The organism is Streptomyces sp. NPDC028314, from assembly GCF_055565795.1.
Genome location: NZ_JBVHTP010000002.1, coordinates 278,322 through 293,477, shown reverse-complemented (window position 1 = coordinate 293,477; position 15,156 = coordinate 278,322). Strand labels below are relative to the sequence as shown.

Here is a 15,156-nt window from a genome sequence, read left to right as displayed (position 1 = left end):
TGCGGGCACAGGGGGCCTGCCACACCATGAGCGTTGTCACCAACACGACCACCATCGGCGCCATCGAGGCGCCGAGCCGGCGGAACACCGAGCTCCTGCTGCTCGGCTTCGCCGTGGTCATCCCGATCTTCGCCTACGCCAACGTGGGTCTGTCGATCCACGGGAAGCTGCCCCCGGGCATGCTCGCCTACGGGCTCGGCCTCGGCGTCCTGGCCGGGCTCGCGCACCTCGTCGTACGCCGCTACGCGAAGTACGCCGACCCGCTGCTCCTGCCGATCGCCACCCTGCTCAACGGCCTCGGCCTGGTCCTGATCTACCGCCTCGACCAGTCGGAGCGGCTGCAGAACCTGGCCAAGCGCCAGTTCGGCACCTTCTCCGAGTCGGCCCCCCGGCAGATGATGTACACGGGGCTCGCCATCGCCCTCTTCGCCGTCGTGCTGCTGGTCCTCAAGGACCACCGCGTGCTCCAGCGGTTCACGTACATCTCCATGGCGGCCGCGCTCGTCCTGCTGATCCTGCCCGTCATCCCGGGCCTGGGCGCGGACGTCTTCGGCGCGAAGATCTGGATCAGCGTCGGCGGTTTCTCCATCCAGCCCGGCGAGTTCGCGAAGATCGTCATCGCGATCTTCTTCGCCGGCTACCTGATGGTGAAGCGCGACGCCCTGGCGCTGGCCAGCCGCCGCTTCATGGGCCTCTACCTGCCGCGCGGCCGTGACCTCGGCCCGATCCTGATGATCTGGGCGATGAGCCTGCTCGTCCTCATCTTCGAGAACGACCTCGGCACCTCGCTGCTCTTCTTCGGCATGTTCGTGATCATGCTGTACGTGGCCACCGAGCGCACCAGCTGGATCGTGATCGGCCTGCTCATGTCGGTCGGCGGCGCCGTCGTCGTCGGCACGACCGCGAGCCACGTCAAGGCCCGCGTCACCGCCTGGCTCGACCCCTTCGCCTGCTACGCCAAGTCCGGCGCCTGCGAGCAGGTCGGCCAGTCGATCATGAGCTTCGGCTCCGGCGGCGTGCTCGGCACCGGCTGGGGACAGGGCAACTCCGACCTCATCGGCTTCGCCGCCAACTCCGACTTCATCTTCTCCACCGTCGGCGAAGAGCTCGGGCTCTCCGGCGTGATGGCCTTCCTCCTGCTGTACGGCCTGATCATCGAGCGCGGCGTGCGCACCGCGCTCGCCGCCCGGGACCCCTTCGGCAAGCTGTTCGCCATCGGCCTCTCCGGCGCCTTCGCCCTGCAGATCTTCGTCGTCGCGGGCGGGGTCATGGGCCTCATCCCCCTCACCGGTATGACCATGCCCTTCCTCGCGTCGGGCGGCTCGTCCGTCCTCGCGAACTGGGTGCTCATCGCCATCCTCATCCGGATCAGCGACACCGCACGCCGACCTGCCCCGGCCCCCGCCCCGTCCCCCGACGCCGAGATGACCCAGGTGGTCCGACCGTCATGAACAAGCCCCTGCGCCGCATCTCGCTGTTCTGCGGGCTGCTCGTCCTCGCGCTGCTGGTGCGGACCAACTGGCTCCAGTACGTCCAGGCCGAGGAGCTCAGCACCCGCAAGGAGAACCGCCGGGTCCAGATCGCCCAGTACGCCACCGAGCGCGGCAACATCATCGTCGAGGGCAACCCGATCACCGGGTCCGCCGTCACCAACGGCAGCGACTTCAAGTACAAGCGCACCTACCTCGACGGCCCCCTGTGGGCGCCCGTGACCGGCTACGCCTCCCAGGCCTTCGGCTCCACGCAGCTGGAGTCGCTGGACGACGGCATCCTCACCGGCAACGACGACCGGCTCTTCTTCGACCGCACCATCGGCATGTTCACGGGCGAGAAGAAGCAGGGCGGCCACGTCGTCACCACGCTGAACGCGGCGGCGCAGAAGGCCGCCTACGAGAAGCTCGGTACCAAGAAGGGCGCCGTCGCGGCGATCGACCCGCGCACCGGCGCCATCCTGGCCCTGGTCAGCACCCCGTCCTACGACCCGTCCAGCTTCGCCGGGTTCTCCAAGGAGGACGGGAAGGCCTGGCGCGACCTGAACGACAGCGAGGACAAGAACCTCGTCAACCGCGCCCTGCGCGAGACGTACCCGCCGGGCTCCACCTTCAAGGTCGTCACGGCCGCCGCCGCCCTCGAAAACGGCGTGGTCAACAACATCGACGACCCGACGGACACCCCCGAGCCGTACATCCTGCCGGGCACCAAGACCCCGATGGTCAACCACGCGAGCGGCTGCGAGAAGTCCTCGCTGAACAACGCGCTCCGCGTCTCCTGCAACTCGGTCTTCGCGAACCTGGGCGACAAGGTCGGCCGGGACAAGATGGTGGAGACGGCCCAGAAGTTCGGCTTCAACAGCACCATCGACACCCCGGTGCGCGCCTTCGCCAGCGTCTACGACAAGACCATGGGCAAGGACGGCAACGCGCAGAGCGCGATCGGCCAGTTCAACACCGCCGCGACCCCGCTCCAGATGGCCATGGTCACCGCCGCCATCGCCAACGACGGCAAGCTGATGAAGCCCTACATGGTGGACGAGCTGACCGCGCCGAACACCGACACGATCGAGAAGCACGAGCCCCACGAGATGAGCCGGCCCCTCTCCGCCGCCAACGCGCAGAAGGTCCAGCAGATGATGGTCAACGTCGTCGAGAACGGCACCGGAACCCCGGCCAAGATCAAGGGCGTCACCGTCGGCGGCAAGACCGGCACCGCCCAGCACGGCGAGAAGAACGCCAAGCGCCCCTACGCCTGGTTCATCTCCTACGCCGAGAACCCGGACGGCAGCTCGCCCGTCGCCGTGGCCGTGGTCGTCGAGGACAGCGAGGGCACCGCCCGCGACGACATCAGCGGCGGCGGCCTGGCCGCACCGGTCGCCAAGGCCGTCATGGAAGCCGTACTGAAGAACAAGGGATGAGCGCCGACGACAGCGCGAAGGCTGGTCCGGACCGCTGATCCGGTCCGGATCGGAGCACACGGTACCGGTCCGGTATCAGCCTGTGGTCACGAACCGATCACCGACGATCGGCCGGTAGCCTTTGCGCGAACAGCACACCGCCGGACCACACACCGGTGCGGTCGGGACTGACGGAGAGGGCTGCAAGTTATGGAAGAGCCGCGTCGCCTCGGCGGCCGGTACGAGCTGAGCCACGTGCTCGGCCGCGGTGGCATGGCCGAGGTCTACCTCGGTCACGACACCCGGCTCGGCCGTACCGTCGCCGTCAAGACCCTGCGCGCCGACCTCGCCCGCGACCCGTCCTTCCAGGCCCGGTTCCGCCGCGAGGCCCAGTCGGCCGCATCGCTCAACCACCCGGCGATCGTCGCCGTCTACGACACCGGCGAGGACTACGTAGACAACATCTCCATCCCGTACATCGTGATGGAGTACGTCGACGGGTCCACCCTGCGCGAGCTCCTGCACTCCGGCCGCAAGCTGCTGCCCGAGCGCACCCTGGAAATGACCATCGGCATCCTCCAGGCCCTCGAATACTCCCACCGCGCCGGCATCGTGCACCGCGACATCAAGCCCGCGAACGTGATGCTCACCCGCACCGGCCAGGTCAAGGTCATGGACTTCGGCATCGCCCGGGCCATGGGCGACTCCGGCATGACCATGACGCAGACCGCCGCCGTCATCGGCACCGCCCAGTACCTCTCCCCGGAGCAGGCCAAGGGCGAGCAGGTCGACGCACGCTCCGACCTCTACTCCGCGGGCTGCCTGCTGTACGAGCTGCTCAGCGTGCGGCCCCCGTTCGTCGGCGACTCCCCGGTGGCCGTCGCCTACCAGCACGTACGGGAAGAGCCGCAGCCCCCGTCGAACTTCGACCCCGAGATCACGCCCGTGATGGACGCCATCGTCCTCAAGGCCCTGGTCAAGGATCCCGACTACCGCTACCAGTCCGCCGACGAGATGCGCGCGGACATCGAGGCCTGCCTCGACGGCCAGCCCGTCGCGGCCACCGCCTCCATGGGCGCGGCCGGCTACGGCTACCCCGACCAGGGCGGCTACGGCCACCAGGGCTACGACCAGCCCACCACCGCCCTGCGCCCCGCGGACTCCGGCCAGACCTCGATGATGCCGCCGACTCCGGGCGACGGCGGATACGGGTACGGCGACCAGGGCCACGGCGGCTACGACCAGGGCGGCCACGGCCGCCGGCCGCAGAAGAAGAGCCGGGCCTCGACGATCCTGCTGGCCCTCGCCGGCGTGCTCGTCCTGGTCGGCGCCATCCTGATCGGCCAGGCCCTCTTCAGCCACACCGCCGACAACCGGCCCACCGTGCCCAAGCTGGTCGGCGAGACCCTGGCGGCGGCGCAGGAGCGGGGCAAGAACATCGGCCTCACGGTGGAGCAGGTCGGCGAGATGCCGTGCGACAACCAGCCGAAGGGCAACGTCTGCGAGCAGAGCCCGGCCGCCGACACCAAGGCGGACAAGGGCACGGCCGTCAAGGTCAAGATCTCCTCGGGTGCGCCCAAGGTGCCGGTGATCGATGTGATCAGCCTGAAGTTCGAGACGGCCGAGTCGCAGCTGAAGGCCAAGGAGTTCCAGGTCGAGAAGAAGACCGTGGAGTCCGACCGCCCCGCCGGCATCGTCCTGGACCAGTCCCCGAAGTCGGGCACCGAAGCCGAGAAGGGGTCAGTCGTCACGCTGACGGTGGCCAAGGAGATCTCCAAGGGCACCGTCCCGGACCTCACCGGCAAGAACAGGGAAGCGGCGGCCAAGGCCCTCCAGGACGCCAAGCTCAAGCTGGGCAGCGTCACCGAGGCCGACGCGCCCCCCGGGACGGCGCCCAAGACGGTCTTCCAGCAGCAGTACAAGCCCGGCGAGTCGCTCGCGAAGGACACGCCGGTCAACGTCAGCATCGCCAAGCCCCAGTCAGCGGCGGTCGCGGTGCCGCCGCTGACGAACCTGACCGTGGCCCAGGCCAAGCTGACGCTTCAGGCGAACAACCTGGTCTTCGGGGCGGTCCTCAGCGGCGCGTCGGACGACGACGCCGTGGTGATCGACTCGATCCCGGCCGCCGGCACCCAGCAGCCCGCGGGCACCGTCATCAACGTCCGTACGTTCCCCAAGCAGCAGGACGGCAACAACGGCGGCGGCTTCTTCGGAGGCCTGACGGGCGGCACCCGCCGCTGACCGCTCCCGTCGCCTCCGCGCGAAGGGAACGCGAACGTAAAAAGGGCCCGGCCCCCTCTCGACGAGAGGGGGCCGGGCCCTTTGCCGTCACCGAGGCCCCACAGCCGTCCACAGGCCCCTTCCAGGGCCGTGGAGCGGGCTCGGCAGCGGACCGTGCCGGGGGCTCAGCGCAGTTCCGCCGGCACAGTGCGCTTCTCGTCCACCTTCTCCGTCCGCTCCAGCTCGCCCCACACGATGTACCGGTACTTGGACGTGTAGACGGGCGTGCAGGTGGTCAGCGTGATGTAGCGCCCGGGAGCGGTCTTGCCGGATTCCTTCGGGACCGGGCTGATGACGTCCACGTTGTACTTCGAGGTCTGGCGCAGCTCCGCGAAGACCTTGTACACGTACCAGGTGTCGCGCGTCTCGAAGACGATCGAGTCGCCGTTCTTCAGCTTGTCGATGTTGTGGAACTTGGCCCCGTGTCCGTCCCGGTGCGCCGCCAGCGAGAAGTTGCCCTTCTCGTCCCACGGCAGCGCCGACTTGACCGGCTCCGTGTAGTAGCCGGCGACCCCGTCGTTCAGGACGTCCGGCGCGATGCCGGGCTTGACCAGCACCTCGCCGTTCTTCATCGCCGGGACGTGCAGGAAGCCGATGCCGCCCTGGGTGTCCAGCGCCCCCGGCTCGGCGGGCTTCTGCGCCGCGGGCGGCGACTGCTGCCACTGCTCGCGGACCGCGTCGCCCTTCGCCGCGGCCTGCCGGTCCGCGAGGACGTTCGTCCACCACAGCGAGTAGGCCACGAACAGGCCCAGGACCAGGCCCACCGTGATCAGGAGTTCGCCCAGCAGGCTCAGGAACCCGGCGAGCGCGCCGCGGTTGCGGGGCGGCGGTGCGGAACGGCGGCGACGGGCACGAGACACTGCGGATTCGTCCTCTACGACGTACGGCCGGTCAGCCGGCTCACGGGCTCTTCAGCGCGGGGGGAGCGCCCTGGCTGCGGGGGCGTTCCTCGACCATCCTGCCCCATACGATCATCCGGTAGGTGCTGGTGAACTCAGGGGTGCAGGTCGTCAGCGTGATGTACCGGCCCTCGCTGGTGAAGCCCGATCCCTCGGGCACCGGCTTGATCACCGACACGTTCGACGGAGAGGTCTGGGGCAGGGCCGAGGTCATCTCGTACGTGTAGTAGGCGTCCCGGGTCTCCACCACGATCGGGTCACCGGGCACCAGCTTGTTGATGAAGCGGAACGGTTCCCCGTGGGTGTTCCGGTGCCCGGCCACCGCGAAGTTGCCCTGCTTGTCGGAGGGCATCGCCGTCTTCAGCGCGCCCTCGCCGTAGTGCCCGACCATCCCCTTGTCCAGCACCTTCGGCTTGCTGATGCCCTCCGCGACCGGCACCTTCACGTCCAGCTTCGGGATGTACATGATCGCGAACCCCTGCCCCGGCTCGAAGGCCGCGACCGGCGGCGGCGCGGCCGCCCCGCCCGGATCCCGCTCCCAGTTCTGCCGCAGCGAGCCGGCGGCCCCGTCCGCGGTCCGCTCGGCCAGCACGTTGGTGTACCAGAGCTGGTAGGTGACGAACAGCAGCATGACCAGCCCGGTCGTGATGAAGAGCTCGCCGAACGCCCGGCTCAGCACCACCACGGGACCGCCGGAGCGCGGGCGCCGCCGCCGGCGCCCGCCCCGCCTGCGCGCACGTGCGTGCGTGCGCTTCGCGGCCTCCTGTGCTGCCTTGCGCCGCGCGGCCCGGCCCTCCGTGGGCGCGGACGGCGCGACCGCCGTCACGCGACGGCCTTGCCCACCACCGGGGCCAGCCCCACCGAGCGCCCGACGGCGCCCGCGTCACCGCAGCGCACGAGCCAGTTGGCGAGCATCCGGTGGCCCCATTCGGTGAGCACCGACTCGGGGTGGAACTGCACGCCCTCGACGTCGTGCTCCCGGTGGCGGAGCCCCATGATGATCCCGTCCTCGGTGCGGGCCGTGACCTCCAGCACGTCGGGCAGGGTCTGCGGCTCGGCCGCGAGCGAGTGGTAGCGGGTGGCGGTGAACGGCGAGGGCAGCCCCTCGAAGACCCCGAGCCCCTCGTGGACCACGGGCGAGGTCTTGCCGTGCAGCAGCTCGGGCGCCCGGCCCACGACCCCTCCGTACGCCACCGCCATCGACTGCATGCCGAGGCAGACGCCGAAGACCGGGACCCCGGTCCGGGCGCAGTGCCGGACCATGTCGACGCAGACGCCGGCCTCCTCGGGGGTGCCGGGTCCCGGCGAGAGCAGCACGCCGTCGAAGCCGTCCTGCGCGTGCGCCAGTTCCACTTCGTCGTTGCGCAGCACCTCGCACTCGGCGCCGAGCTGGTAGAGGTACTGGACCAGATTGAAGACAAAGCTGTCGTAGTTGTCGACAACCAGAATGCGCGCGCTCACGGAGTGGCTCCCGATCCCTCGTCCACCGTCACATCGTTGAACGGAAGAAGCGGCTCGGCCCACGGGAAGACGTACTGGAACAGCACGAACACCACCGCGAGGACCAGTACGAGAGAGATCAGCGCGCGTACCCACGCGTTGCCGGGCAGGTGCCGCCAGATCCAGCCGTACATTCCGTCCGCATCCCTTTCGTCCCACGCACCGCAGGGGCGGTACCGCAACAGCCTAAAGGCAGCGGCCCGACCGCAGGGGTCACCTCGGCAAACCCTCCGGCGGGCCCTCGGCGGCGCCGCGGGTCCCCGTCAGTTCCGCCCAGACGACCAGCCGGTGGCTGTGGCCCCATTCCGGATCGCAGGTGGTCAGGGTCAGGTAGCGGCCGGGGGCGTGGAAGGGCGAGCGCTCCGGCACCGGGTCGACCACCCCGGTCTCGTCGGGGAGGGTGCGCAGCGCCTCGGCCCGGACGGTGTACGTGTACCAGGTCGTGGCGTCCTTGAGGATCACGGTGTCCCCACGGCGCAGCTCCGGGACGTCCTTGAAGGGGTCCCCGTACGTCCGGCGGTGCCCCGCCACCGCGAAGTTCCCGGTCTCGCCGAGGCGGGCGGTGCCCGGGTAGTGGCCCAGGCCCTTCTTCAGCAGCTCGGTGCCGGTCCCCTCCAGGACGGGCTTGTTCCAGTCCGGGCCGAAGCGCGGGACGTACATCTCGGCGAAGGCCCGGCCCTCGGGGTACCGCGCGGGCTCCTGCTGCTGCGGCGCGGCGGGCGCCGGCTGCGGGGCGGCGGCCGGGGCCGGGGCGCTCGCGGGCGCGGACCAGCTCTCGCGCATCCGGGCCATCTCCCCGTCCATGGCCCGGTCGGCCTTGACCCCGGTCCACAGCAGTACGTACGCCACGAACAGCACGATCAGGGTGCCGGCCGTCAGGCACACCTCGCTGAACGTCCGTACCAGCAGGCGGAGTACGGCGTCAGGGCGTGGCGGATTCCACGGGCTTCGCATAGTGGAGGTCCACTGTGCCGGAGTAGGCGGGCAGTGTCAGCGTCTTGTGCTCCTCCACTTTCCAGCCGAGGCCGTACGCGTTCACGTACAGCTGGTAGTTCTGGAGGGCGGGGGAGGCGGCGAGGGCCTTGCGCAACGCGCCCGGGTCGCCGACCGCCGACACCTTGTAGGGGGGCGAGTAGACCCGGCCCTGGAGGATCAGGGTGTTGCCCACGCAGCGCACGGCGCTGGTGGAGATCAGCCGCTGGTCCATGACCTCGATGCCCTCGGCGCCGCCGAGCCACAGCGCGTTCACCACGGCCTGGAGGTCCTGCTGGTGGATGACCAGGTCGTTGGGCTGGGGTTCGGGGACGTTGGGGATGCGGGCGGTGGCGTTCGGCGGCGCGTCGTTGAGGGTGACCGTCAGCCCCTTGCCGGTCAGCTCCTCGGTGCCCGATGCCGCACGCAGGGCGGCCAGCTTGGCGTCCTCGGCCTTGGTACTGCCGTCGTCGCGCTCCGCGAGGGCGTCCACCTGGCTGCGCACGGCGGCGGTGGTCTGCTCCAGCTCGGCGTTGTTCTGGCTGCGCTCGTGGATGAGGTCGGACAGCTTCAGGAGTGACGCGTCCGTGCGGATGTTCGTACCCTTGGAGGTGTTGAAGCTGGTGACGAAGATGAGGCCGGCGAGTGCGAAAACGGCGGCCGTCAGCAGCCGGACCGGTCTGGCCCGGCGACGGGGACCCGCGGAGGAGTCGTCGGAATCGCTCAACGTACCCTTCTCCTTCAACGCCACAGGTCCACTACGCTAACGGACGCCCGGGGGAGGCAAGGTCCCCAGCGCATCGACAGGAGAGCCCCTCGTGCCGAAGTCACGTATCCGCAAGAAGGACGACTACACCCCGCCGCCCACGCGGCAGCCGCAGGCGATCAGGCTGACGAACCGCAGCTGGGTGGCCCCGGTCATGCTGGCGTTCTTCCTGATCGGTCTCGCCTGGATCGTCGTCTTCTACGTGACCGATACCCAGCTGCCGATCGAATCGCTGGGCAATTGGAACATTGTGGTTGGTTTTGGATTCATTGCGGCCGGATTCGGCGTCTCCACGCAGTGGAAGTAGGGCCGCGCTCTTAGCGCACCAGCGCCGCCCATGGAAGCTCTCCCCATGAGTTATCCACAGCGTCATCCACACCTGAGGAAAAGACAGAAGATCTGTGGATAACTCTGTGGAGAGTTGACGCCGGTGTGATCAGGTGAGTGCGGTGAGTTCCGCCGTACGGACCACGATCAGACCGGCGGCCAGCAGGAACACCGCCGCACAGGTCCCCCACTGGATCAGCGTGCGCTTCCTGCCCGTGGCGGGCGCGAGCAGGCCCAGCGCGATCAGCGCACCGGTGACCAGGCCGCCGATGTGGGCCTGCCAGGACACGCTCATGTCCCCGATCCGCACGAAGGTCAGCAGCACCATCAGCCCGACCATGATCATGACCGGGCGCATCTCGTAGCGCAGCCGGCGCGCCAGCACGACGGTGGCGCCGAGGAGGCCGAAGACGGCCCCCGACGCGCCGAGGGTCGGGGTGTTCGGCGCGGTCAGCAGATAGACGAGGGCGCTGCCGCCCAGGCCCGACAGCAGGTAGAGGATGAGGTAGCGGGCCCGGCCGAGGGCCGCCTCCAGCGGACCGCCGATCACCCACAGGGCGAGCATGTTGCCGATGACGTGCCACCACTGCGTGTGCAGGAACACCGAGGTCACCAGCCGGTAGTACTCACCGGTGGCCACCCCTTCGAGGGGCGCGCCCCAGAACTCCACGTAGCGGCCGAGCAGCTTTAGCCGGACGGCCGTGCCCGGCACCAGCAGCGCCACGAAGAACACCGCGGCATTGATGCCGATCAGGGTCTTGGTGACGAGGTGCGGGTCGGCGGCGACCACCCCGCCCGCGATGGTGCGCGGCGCGTTCGCGGCGGGGCCGTGGCCCGTACCGGAGCCCGCGCGGACGCATTCGGGGCACTGGAAGCCGACCGAGGCGCTGATCATGCACTCGGGGCAGATCGGGCGCTCACAGCGGGTGCAGCTGATGCCCGTGTCGCGGTCCGGGTGGCGGTAACAGCCCGGCAGGCGGTCGGTGTCCATCGGTCCCCTCGATCAGCGGCGGGGCAGGGGGAGGTGCCGCCCCGCCGTCCGGTACGAAACCAGGTATATCCAGGACGGACGGGCGGGGCGCAAAGGTTCCCGGCGTCCGGGCAGCGGGCCGGCGCGCGGGCGGGCTCAGCGCTTCTCGACGACCACGGACTGGATGATCACGTCGTCCAGGGGGCGCTCGGTGCGCGGGTTGGTCGGCAGCCCGGCGATGGCGTCCACCACCTTCTGGCTGGCCTTGTCGGTGACCTCGCCGAAGATGGAGTGCTTGCGGGTCAGCCAGGCGGTGGGCGCCACGGTGATGAAGAACTGCGAGCCGTTGGTGCCCGGGCCCGCGTTGGCCATGGCGACCAGGTAGGGCTTGGTGAAGGCCAGGTCGGGGTGGAACTCGTCCGCGAACTGGTAGCCGGGGCCGCCGGTGCCGTTGCCGAGCGGGTCACCGCCCTGGATCATGAAGCCGCTGATGATCCGGTGGAAGACCGTGCCGTCGTAGAGCGGGTCCGTGGTCTTCTGACCGTCCGTGGGCCGGGTCCACTCACGGGTACCGGTGGCGAGCTCCACGAAGTTCCGTACGGTCTTCGGAGCGAAGTTCTCCAGAAGCTCGAACTCGATGTCGCCGTGATTGGTCTTCAGGGTGGCGTAGAGCTTCTCGGCCACGGATCTGCCTTCCATAGTGATCGCTGTGAGGCCTGATCCTCCCACGGGGCGCCGTACGGCAGAGAAATCATCCACCCGTATGCCCTGTCGCGCGCGCCGGTCGACGTCATGACAGGCATGATCCGACAAAGGGTGGAAAGGTGAACTGTGTCCGCCACCGAGGAGGAGGAATTCCCGTGACCCGCAAGGACAGCGTGCACGCGGCAGCCGAGAGCGCCAGGGAGACCGTGCGGCACGCAGCGGAAGTGGTGGCGCCGTACGCAGGAACCGCCAAGGACGCGGCTGTGCACTACGCGCAAGAGGCGAACGAGCTGCTGGCGCCGAAGATCTCGTACGCGGCCGGCGAGGCCGCACGCCATGCCCGCACGACGTACGACTGCCATCTGCACCCCCGCATCAAGTCGGCGCGCTCCCACGTGCCGCCGAACGTGGACCGGGCCGCCACGCAGGCGGTGCACCACACCCGCCGGGCCGCGCGCCAGGCCGCCGAATACACGCAGCCGCGCATCGAGAGCGCGCTCGCGGCGGCCCAGCCGGTCGCCGAGGAGGCCGCTTCCCGCTCGACCGCCGCGCTGGCGGCCCTGCGCGGCCAGGTGTCGGCGAAGGAGGTCCGGCGGCTGGTGCGCCGTCACGAGCGGCGGGCCCGGACCGGCAGGATCCTCAAGGGCGTCGCGCTGGTCGGCCTGGTGGCCGGCGGCGTCTTCGCGGCCTGGAAGTGGTGGGACCAGCAGTCGAACCCGGACTGGCTCGTGGAGCCGCCGGTGGCCACGGAGCTGGGGTCCCGCGACGCCGCCCCGGCCTCCTTCGACGACGAGCTGGCGGCGAAGGAGAGCGAGGCGGGCTCGGCCGACGAGCAGAAGAACTGACGCACCGGCACAGCGGCAGGCGGCAGGGCACGGGGAAGGGCCCGGATCCAGTGGATCCGGGCCCTTCCCCGTGCCCTGCCGGTCAGTTGGGCAGCGTGAGCACCATGCCCGGCCGGATCAGGTCGGGGTTGGAGCCGACGACGCCCTTGTTCATGGCGTAGAGCTCCCGCCAGCGGGCCTCGTTGCCCAGCTCGCGGCGGGCGATCGCGGACAGCGAGTCGCCGGACCTGACCGTGTACGTCCGCTTCTTCGCGGCGGGCGCCGGCTTCGGCATGGGCGCCGCCGGGACGGCCTTGTGCGCCGCGGACGCGGGGGTGGGCGTGTGGTGCGCCACCGGGGCGGCGGGCGGCTTCGGCGGGGCCGGTGCGGGCTTCGGCGGGGCCGGTGCGGGCTTCGGCGGGGCGGTGGCGGCCATCCGCTCGGCGGCCGCCTTGGTGGCCGAGGCGGCGTCGGTGTACTTCCCGCCGAGGTCGCCGCCCGGCGCCTTCGGTGCGGCGGGCGCGGCGGCGGCCTGCTGCTGCACCTGCTCCTGCGCCTTCTCGGCGGCCTCGTGCGCCTTCTTCTTGTCGGACTTCAGGAAGTCGAAGATTCCCATGGTGTGTACGCCTCCGGCGTGGTGTAGCCCCCAGGGCTGAGTGCCTCCACCCACTCTCGGACACCGGGCGCCGACCGGCCGCGTGACTGGGCCGTCCGGGCGATGGCCCGGTCCGGCCGCGGGCGTCCTCCGGGCGCTACTGCCGGGCCCGGCGCGCCGGTCGGGGGCTCTCGGAGGGCGCGTCCAGGGCGCCTTCGACGAGGAGCTTCAGACCCCGCAGCAGGGCTTCGCGGTCCGGGGCGGGCAGCGAGCCCAGGGCGTCGGCGTGCACCTGGTCGACGATCCGCCGGCTCTGCTCGGCCATCGCCGCGCCCTTGTCCGTGACGGCGACGATCCGGGCCCTGCGGTCCTTGCCGGACGGCCGCCGCTCGGCCAGTCCGGCCTTCTCCAGGGCGTCGATGGTCACCACCATCGTCGTCTTGTCCATGTCCCCGATCTCCGCGAGCTGGATCTGGGTGCGTTCCTCGCCCACCGCGTGCACGAGGACGCAGTGCATACGGGCGGTCAGCCCGATCTCGCCGAGGGCCGCCGCCATCCGGGTGCGCAGGACATGGCTGGTGTGGTCCAGGAGGTACGACAGGTCGGGCTCGGTCCGGGCGGGCGCCATGGCAGTCATGGCTCCACTCTAACAATCAGTCCGAAATAAATAGTCTGCAACGGAACCATCTGTTACGGTCGCATCAGTCGCCCACACCGAGCGGTCGACCACACCGATGGAGAAGCCGATGCCTGCCGCCACGGATGTCCCCGCGCCCCCCGTCACCCCCACCGCCGCACCCCCCGCCCGGGCCCTGCGCTCCCGCTGGACCGCCCTCGCCGTGATCTCCACCGGCATGCTGATGACGGTGCTCGACGGAAGCATCGTCACCGTCGCGATGCCCGCCATCCAGAACGACCTCGGCTTCTCCCCGGCCGGCCTCAGCTGGGTGGTCGACGCCTACCTGATCGCCTTCGGCAGCCTGCTGCTCCTCGCCGGCCGGCTGGGGGACCTCATCGGCCGCAAGCGGATGTTCCTGGCCGGCACCGCCGTCTTCACCGCGGCCTCGCTGCTCGCCGGGTTCGCCGGTTCCCCCGCGGTACTGATAGCCGCCCGGTTCCTCCAGGGCATCGGCAGCGCGATGACCTCCGCCGTCAGCCTCGGGATCCTGATCACCCTGTTCACCGAGGCCCGGGAGCGGAACAAGGCCATCGCCGTCTTCTCCTTCACCGGAGCCGTCGGAGCCTCGCTGGGCCAGGTGGCCGGCGGGGTCCTGACCGACGCCCTCGACTGGCACTGGATCTTCTTCATCAACCTGCCCATCGGGCTCGCCGCCCTGCTGCTGGCACTGCCCGCGCTCCCCGCCGACAGTGCCCAGGCACGGCCGGGCCTGCGGGCCGGGGCCGATGTCATCGGCGCCGTGCTGGTCACCGCCGGACTGATGCTCGGCATCTACAGCGTGGTCGAGGTCGAGCGGTACGGCTGGCTCTCCGCGCACACCCTGGGCTTCGGGGCCCTCTCCCTGGCCCTGCTCGCCGCCTTCGTCCTGCGTCAGGCCAAGGCGCGCACCCCGCTGATGCCGCTGCGGATCTTCCGCCACCGCACCGTGGTCGGCGCGAACCTCATCCAAGTCCTGATCATGGGCGCGATGTTCTCCTTCCAGATCCTGGTCGCCCTCTACATGCAGAAGGTCCTGGGCTACGGAGCGGCCGCCACCGGCCTGGCCATGCTGCCCGCCGCCGTGATGATCGGCGCCGTCTCGCTCGGCGTCTCCGCCCGGCTGAACTCCCGCTTCGGCCCGCGCAACGTACTGCTGGCCGGTCTCGCCCTGCTGGTCGGGGCCATGGCCCTGCTGGTCCGGCTGCCCGTCGACGCCGATTACGTGAGCGACCTGCTCCCGGTGATGCTCCTCATCTCCGGCGGCGGCCTGGTCCTGCCGGCCCTCACCGCCCTGGGCATGTCGGGCGCCGCCGAGGAGGACGCGGGCCTCGCCTCGGGCCTGTTCAACACCACCCAGCAGATCGGCATGGCCCTAGGCGTGGCCGTCCTGTCCACCCTGGCCGCCTCCCGCACCGAGAGCCTGGCCTCGGCCGGCCGCAGCTCGGCGGAAGCCCTCACCGGCGGATACCACCTCGCGTTCGGCATCGGCGCGGCCCTGCTCCTGACCGCCATCGCCCTGGCCGCGACCCTGCTGCGGAGCCCCCGCCGCGGCTGATGTTTCACGTGAAACACCGTCACCGAGCACGAAAAAAACACCCCCCGTCCGGCGTTTCCGCTGGTCAGGGGGTGTTTGTGCTGTGGAGTCTAGGAGATTCGAACCGGTATCAAGACCACGCTGACCTGCGGTTTTGCACGACATACCGGGCTCTCGATCCCATTCAGCCCTGCTCGATCCCGCTCAACCCTACCCAATCCCGGGGCCGTGCACAT

15 protein-coding genes and 1 pseudogene are annotated in these 15,156 nt (G+C 70.2%); 6 read left to right on the top strand and 10 right to left on the bottom strand.

Features of this window, described 5'->3' with window-relative positions:
* Window positions 1-26 precede the first annotated feature (26 nt).
* The 3 genes from ACZ4TG_RS05510 (at window position 27) to pknB (ending at window position 5,131) form a co-directional block, all read left to right on the top strand.
* Window positions 27-1,451 (top strand): FtsW/RodA/SpoVE family cell cycle protein, encoded by a 1,425-nt coding sequence (locus tag ACZ4TG_RS05510; RefSeq protein ID WP_468160020.1) that lies wholly within the window; start codon window positions 27-29, stop codon window positions 1,449-1,451.
* On the top strand, window positions 1,448-2,911 hold the full coding sequence (locus tag ACZ4TG_RS05505) for a peptidoglycan D,D-transpeptidase FtsI family protein (protein ID WP_468160019.1): 1,464 nt from the start codon (window positions 1,448-1,450) through the stop codon (window positions 2,909-2,911). The genes ACZ4TG_RS05510 and ACZ4TG_RS05505 overlap by 4 nt, the downstream gene beginning before the upstream one ends.
* Before the next feature lie 189 nt (window positions 2,912-3,100).
* Window positions 3,101-5,131 (top strand): Stk1 family PASTA domain-containing Ser/Thr kinase, encoded by a 2,031-nt coding sequence (gene pknB, locus ACZ4TG_RS05500; RefSeq protein ID WP_468160018.1) that lies wholly within the window; start codon window positions 3,101-3,103, stop codon window positions 5,129-5,131.
* A 164-nt stretch (window positions 5,132-5,295) separates the two neighbouring features.
* On the opposite strand, the gene ACZ4TG_RS05495 is transcribed toward pknB, so the two are convergent.
* The 6 genes and pseudogenes from ACZ4TG_RS05495 to ACZ4TG_RS05470 form a co-directional block, all read right to left on the bottom strand.
* Window positions 5,296-6,030 carry a class E sortase gene (locus ACZ4TG_RS05495; RefSeq protein ID WP_468160017.1) on the bottom strand — a complete coding sequence of 245 codons (735 nt, stop codon included), beginning with the start codon at window positions 6,028-6,030 and terminating at the stop codon, window positions 5,296-5,298.
* A gap of 40 nt (window positions 6,031-6,070) precedes the next feature.
* A pseudogene (locus tag ACZ4TG_RS05490) lies at window positions 6,071-6,751 on the bottom strand (class E sortase); the annotation flags it as partial.
* Between the two features lie 140 nt (window positions 6,752-6,891).
* Window positions 6,892-7,530 carry an aminodeoxychorismate/anthranilate synthase component II gene (locus tag ACZ4TG_RS05485; protein WP_468160016.1) on the bottom strand — a complete coding sequence of 213 codons (639 nt, stop codon included), beginning with the start codon at window positions 7,528-7,530 and terminating at the stop codon, window positions 6,892-6,894.
* Window positions 7,527-7,703 carry a hypothetical protein gene (locus ACZ4TG_RS05480; protein WP_030011120.1) on the bottom strand — a complete coding sequence of 59 codons (177 nt, stop codon included), beginning with the start codon at window positions 7,701-7,703 and terminating at the stop codon, window positions 7,527-7,529. The genes ACZ4TG_RS05485 and ACZ4TG_RS05480 overlap by 4 nt, the downstream gene beginning before the upstream one ends.
* Before the next feature lie 79 nt (window positions 7,704-7,782).
* Complete coding sequence (locus ACZ4TG_RS05475; protein WP_468160015.1) at window positions 7,783-8,523, bottom strand: class E sortase; 741 nt, start codon at window positions 8,521-8,523, stop codon at window positions 7,783-7,785.
* Complete coding sequence (locus ACZ4TG_RS05470; RefSeq protein WP_468160014.1) at window positions 8,492-9,268, bottom strand: DUF881 domain-containing protein; 777 nt, start codon at window positions 9,266-9,268, stop codon at window positions 8,492-8,494. Before ACZ4TG_RS05470 ends, ACZ4TG_RS05475 begins: the two co-directional genes overlap by 32 nt.
* A gap of 91 nt (window positions 9,269-9,359) precedes the next feature.
* On the opposite strand from ACZ4TG_RS05470, the gene crgA reads away from it, so the two are divergent.
* Window positions 9,360-9,614, top strand: coding sequence for a cell division protein CrgA (gene crgA, locus ACZ4TG_RS05465; protein WP_190185596.1), 255 nt, complete (start codon window positions 9,360-9,362; stop codon window positions 9,612-9,614).
* Window positions 9,615-9,743: 129 nt separating this feature from the next.
* Here the strand turns inward: crgA and ACZ4TG_RS05460 are convergent, their stop codons facing one another.
* Window positions 9,744-10,625 (bottom strand): rhomboid family intramembrane serine protease, encoded by an 882-nt coding sequence (locus ACZ4TG_RS05460; protein ID WP_468160013.1) that lies wholly within the window; start codon window positions 10,623-10,625, stop codon window positions 9,744-9,746.
* Window positions 10,626-10,760: 135 nt separating this feature from the next.
* Window positions 10,761-11,288 (bottom strand): peptidylprolyl isomerase, encoded by a 528-nt coding sequence (locus ACZ4TG_RS05455; RefSeq protein ID WP_468160012.1) that lies wholly within the window; start codon window positions 11,286-11,288, stop codon window positions 10,761-10,763.
* Window positions 11,289-11,464: 176 nt separating this feature from the next.
* On the opposite strand from ACZ4TG_RS05455, the gene ACZ4TG_RS05450 reads away from it, so the two are divergent.
* Window positions 11,465-12,154, top strand: a complete 690-nt coding sequence (locus ACZ4TG_RS05450) for a DUF5324 family protein (protein WP_468160011.1) — start codon at window positions 11,465-11,467, stop codon at window positions 12,152-12,154.
* An 82-nt stretch (window positions 12,155-12,236) separates the two neighbouring features.
* On the opposite strand, the gene ACZ4TG_RS05445 is transcribed toward ACZ4TG_RS05450, so the two are convergent.
* Window positions 12,237-12,749 carry a LysM peptidoglycan-binding domain-containing protein gene (locus ACZ4TG_RS05445; RefSeq protein WP_468160010.1) on the bottom strand — a complete coding sequence of 171 codons (513 nt, stop codon included), beginning with the start codon at window positions 12,747-12,749 and terminating at the stop codon, window positions 12,237-12,239.
* A 136-nt stretch (window positions 12,750-12,885) separates the two neighbouring features.
* Entirely contained in the window at window positions 12,886-13,365 is a 480-nt protein-coding gene (locus ACZ4TG_RS05440; RefSeq protein WP_468160009.1) for a MarR family winged helix-turn-helix transcriptional regulator, read from the bottom strand.
* A 109-nt stretch (window positions 13,366-13,474) separates the two neighbouring features.
* Here ACZ4TG_RS05440 and ACZ4TG_RS05435 point away from each other — a divergent pair, with 109 nt between their 5' ends.
* Entirely contained in the window at window positions 13,475-14,941 is a 1,467-nt protein-coding gene (locus ACZ4TG_RS05435; RefSeq protein ID WP_468160008.1) for an MFS transporter, read from the top strand.
* Window positions 14,942-15,156 lie beyond the last annotated feature (215 nt).

Excerpts from the sequence above, each read along its gene's own strand:
- ACZ4TG_RS05460 (WP_468160013.1), bottom strand. The coding sequence starts at position 10,625 with ATGGACACCGACCGCCTGCCGGGCTGTTACCGCCACCCGGACCGCGAC.
- ACZ4TG_RS05480 (WP_030011120.1), bottom strand. The coding sequence starts at position 7,703 with ATGTACGGCTGGATCTGGCGGCACCTGCCCGGCAACGCGTGGGTACGC.
- ACZ4TG_RS05475 (WP_468160015.1), bottom strand. The coding sequence starts at position 8,523 with ATGCGAAGCCCGTGGAATCCGCCACGCCCTGACGCCGTACTCCGCCTG.
- pknB (WP_468160018.1), top strand. The coding sequence starts at position 3,101 with ATGGAAGAGCCGCGTCGCCTCGGCGGCCGGTACGAGCTGAGCCACGTG.
- ACZ4TG_RS05445 (WP_468160010.1), bottom strand. The coding sequence starts at position 12,749 with ATGGGAATCTTCGACTTCCTGAAGTCCGACAAGAAGAAGGCGCACGAG.
- ACZ4TG_RS05510 (WP_468160020.1), top strand. The coding sequence starts at position 27 with ATGAGCGTTGTCACCAACACGACCACCATCGGCGCCATCGAGGCGCCG.
- ACZ4TG_RS05440 (WP_468160009.1), bottom strand. The coding sequence starts at position 13,365 with ATGACTGCCATGGCGCCCGCCCGGACCGAGCCCGACCTGTCGTACCTC.
- ACZ4TG_RS05505 (WP_468160019.1), top strand. The coding sequence starts at position 1,448 with ATGAACAAGCCCCTGCGCCGCATCTCGCTGTTCTGCGGGCTGCTCGTC.
- ACZ4TG_RS05435 (WP_468160008.1), top strand. The coding sequence starts at position 13,475 with ATGCCTGCCGCCACGGATGTCCCCGCGCCCCCCGTCACCCCCACCGCC.